The sequence below is a fragment of the Nesterenkonia ebinurensis genome, from assembly GCF_008711175.1.
Classification (GTDB): Bacteria; Actinomycetota; Actinomycetes; order Actinomycetales; family Micrococcaceae; genus Nesterenkonia; species Nesterenkonia ebinurensis.
Genome location: NZ_VWNF01000024.1, coordinates 1 through 3,717 on the forward strand (window position 1 = coordinate 1; position 3,717 = coordinate 3,717).

2 pseudogenes are annotated in these 3,717 nt (G+C 62.7%); both read right to left on the reverse strand.

What is annotated here, in order from left to right:
* Positions 1-2,975 (reverse strand): annotated as a pseudogene (locus F0311_RS18460) (hypothetical protein); the annotation flags it as partial.
* A gap of 48 nt (positions 2,976-3,023) precedes the next feature.
* Positions 3,024-3,620 (reverse strand): annotated as a pseudogene (locus F0311_RS19045) (hypothetical protein); the annotation flags it as partial.
* Between the last annotated feature and the right edge of the window lie 97 nt (positions 3,621-3,717).

The following is a 3,717-nucleotide window of genomic DNA, read 5'->3' on the forward strand; positions in this document are numbered from 1 at the left end:
TCCGCATGACCCCGGTAGGTGACAGTCAGCTCACGCTCACCAGCACCAGTAAACCTCACCTCAGCGCCATCGACCTCGTCCTCATCACCATCGGAAGCAACACCAGCATAATCAGTGACATCACCCAGAGCCTCACCACCCTCACCCAAGGCAGTCACACCGACCTCGACACTCTGCCCATGGCTCACCGATCCCGGCACCATCAACTCAATGTCCTCCACCGCACTGGAGACCTCCACATCCACAGTGGCGGTGATCTCTTCACCGTTCTCGTCGGTGTAGGTGAAGACCAGTTCCCGGTTGATCAGTTCCTCAGGGGTGAAGACGAAAGTCACCTCGATAGCGTCCCCCTCCTGGTTCAGCTCCACCTGATCACCGATAACATCAGAGACCACATCCACCTGACCAGTGACATCACTGATCAGGTTGTCGTGCTCATCGAAAGCCTCCACCGTATAGGTACCGGTTCCGGCCTCTGTAGCAGTCTCGGGACCGTCAATCTCGAGGTAATCCATGCCACCCGGGCCAACCGACACATCAGCGGCGGTGTCCACTGCGCGGTACTCAGCAGTGATCATCCGATCACCAACACCGAAGACGGTCAGCTGGCCCTCACCGAACTCATCCTCATCCACCGATGAGCCGACATCGGCATACTCGGTCACCTCGCCCAGTACGTCACCGTCTTCATCCAAGGCGACGACCGTGAAGTCCACCACCTCCCGGTCCACCGCGGTCTCTTGCACATCCAGCTCGATGCTGTCCACCACGCTGGAGACCTCCACCTCCACTTCTGTGGTGATCTCTTGGCCGTCCTCATCGGTATAAGTGAATACCAGGGTCCGGTCGGCCAGCTCCGGGGTGAAGACGAAGGTCACCTCGATAGCGTCCCCCTCCTGGTTCAGCTCCACCTGATCGCCAGTAACATCAGAGACCACCTCCACCTGACCAGTGACATCACTGATCAGGTTGTCGTGCTCATCGGTCAGCTCCACCGTGTAGGTGACCGTCTCAGCCTCAGTGGCCTCGGTGGGGCCATCGACTACCAGGGAGTCCGCCTCACCGGCCTCGACCTCCAGACTCATCTGTGGAAGGCTCACACCACGATATTCGACCCCCACGGTGTAGGTTCCAACGGCCGTAGGAGGAGTCAGAACGGGGCCGTCAACCTCTCCATCGTCGAAGGTGATGTCCGCATCCCCGATAACATCGTCCAGGGCCCCCTCAGTGTTGAACGCCTCCACGGTCACTGTGCCGGTCTCGCCGGCCACGATGGTCTCAGGGTCCAGGCCAGCACGCGCAGCCGTGGCATAGAGGAACACCGAACCCGACTCCAGCAGCCCAACCAGATCCTCCTCGACGACCACATCGCCATCCGGTGCCCCATCACGCCACCCGGTAAAGGTGAACCCCTCAGGGACCTCGGTGTCACCCTCGTCCGGGATGCTGCCGGTGAACGGATCACCGCCCAAGGGAAGGAACTCCTGATCCTGGACAACCACCGGCACCTGATCCACACCGTCACGGAAGTCCATGACCTCAAGGACATACCCGAAATCCACCTCGAACACCGGGTTACCCTCACTGCTCTCGCTAGTTTCAGCCAGCGCATACAAGTCACCATCGGAAGACTCTGACCAGGTGATGGGTGCACGCAGGTCGTCAGGACCACCACCGTGCTCGGCAGAGCCCTCAGCCGCCAAAGCCTCAATCGTCAACAAACCACCATCACCACCACCAACACCCGCACCAACACCCACAGCACCGTAGCCACCGGTAGCAGTCACCTCACCACCAGAGATAGCCACGGTCCCGCCAGCACCACCGTAGGCGCCGCCGATCCCCGCAGCATAGTCGCCGCCGGTAGCAGTCACCTCACCACCAGAAATGGTCACGGTCCCGCCACCACCCTCGTAGCCGCCGCCAATCCCCGCACCATAGATGCCGCCGGTAGCAGTCACCTCACCACCAGAAATGGTCACGGTCCCGCCACCACCCTCGAAGCCGCCGCCAATCCCCGCACCATAGATGCCGCCGGTAGCAGTCACCTCACCACCGGAGATAGTCACGTCCCCGCCACCCCCCTGGAAGCCGCCGCCAATCCCCGCACCATGGTCGCCACCGGTAGCAGTCACCTCACCGCCAGAGATCTCTACGGTCCCGCCACCACCGCCATCGCCGCCGCCGATCCCCGCAGCACTCCAGCCGCCGTGGGCTTCAACCACACCGCCAGAGATCTCTACAGTCCCGCCACCACCCTGGAAGCCGCCGCCGATCCCCGCACCAAAGTCACCGCCGGTAGCAGCCAGGGTGCCATCGCCGGCATCGGAAGTGTCAGTGATCCTCAAGTGAGCGTCATCGTCCTCCTCGTCCTCGCTGGCGGGCACGTGGATCGCAGGATTGTCCTCACCTGGGTTCTCGACCGTCAGGTCGAAACCGTTGAGATCAAGAGTGAGATCACAACCCACAGTCAGGACCAGGTTCTCACCGTCGTCTGCGGTGATGGCACCTTCGAGGGTGACCTCGCCATCACCGTTGTCGCAGACCTCAATGACCGCACCCTGCAGGGCGGGCCACTCATCGACGGGACCTTGTTCCCAGGTGGCATGGAGCTCCAGCGGCCCGGTCATGGGTTCGGCCTCAGCGGGGTCCCACTCCTCCCCGTTCTCAGCCGAACCGACACGCCAGCCGGTGAAGGTGTACCCGGGCCGCTCTGGGGTCTCGGGGGCGTCAGGGATGGCCCCGACCCTGGTGTAGAGCACCTCAGGATCTTCGTCGTCGTAACCGGGGTAAGCGCTCAGCAGATACCCGAAGTCCACCTCGAACACCGGGTTACCCCCGTCGGTCTCGCTAGTTTCAGCCAACGCATACAAGTCACCATCGAAATCCTCTGACCAGGTGATGGGTGCACGCAGGTCTTCAGAACCACCACCGTGCTCGGCAGAGCCCTCAGCCGCCAAAGCCTCGATCGTCAACGAACCACCATCACCACTATCAACACCCGCACCAACACCCGCAGCACCGGTAGCAGTCACCTCACCACCGGAGATAGTCACGTCCCCGCCACCACCACCGAGGCCGCCGCCAATCCCCGCACCAAAGACGCCGGTAGCAGTCACCTCACCACCAGAAATGGTCACAGTCCCGCCACCACCACCGAGGCCGCCGCCGATCCCCGCAGCAAAGTTGCCGCCGTGGGCTTCAACCTCACCACCAGAGATCTCTACAGTCCCGCCACCACCCTGGAAGCCGCCGCCGATCCCCGCACCATAGACGCCGCCGTGGGCTTCAACCACACCGCCGTGGATCTCTACGGTCCCGCCACCACCGAAGTGGCCACCGCCGATCCCCGCAGCGCGGTGGCCGCCGTGGGCTTCAACCACACCACCGGTGATAGTCACGTCCCCGCCGTCACCGAAGTCGCCGCCGCCGATCCCCGCAACATTGTCGCTGTTGGCCTCGGCCCTCAGGGTGCCGTTACCGGCATCGGAGGTGTCAGTGATCCTCAGGTGAGCGTCACCGCCCACGCCAGCGGGCACGTGGATCGCAGGATTGTTGTTACCTGGGTTCTCGACCGTCAGGTTGAAACTGTTGAGATCAAGAGTGAGATCACAACCCACAGTCAGGGCCAGGTTCTCACCGTCGTCTGCGGTGATGGTACCTTCGAGGGTGACCTCGCCTACCCCGTTGTCGCAGACCTCGGTGACCGCATCCTGC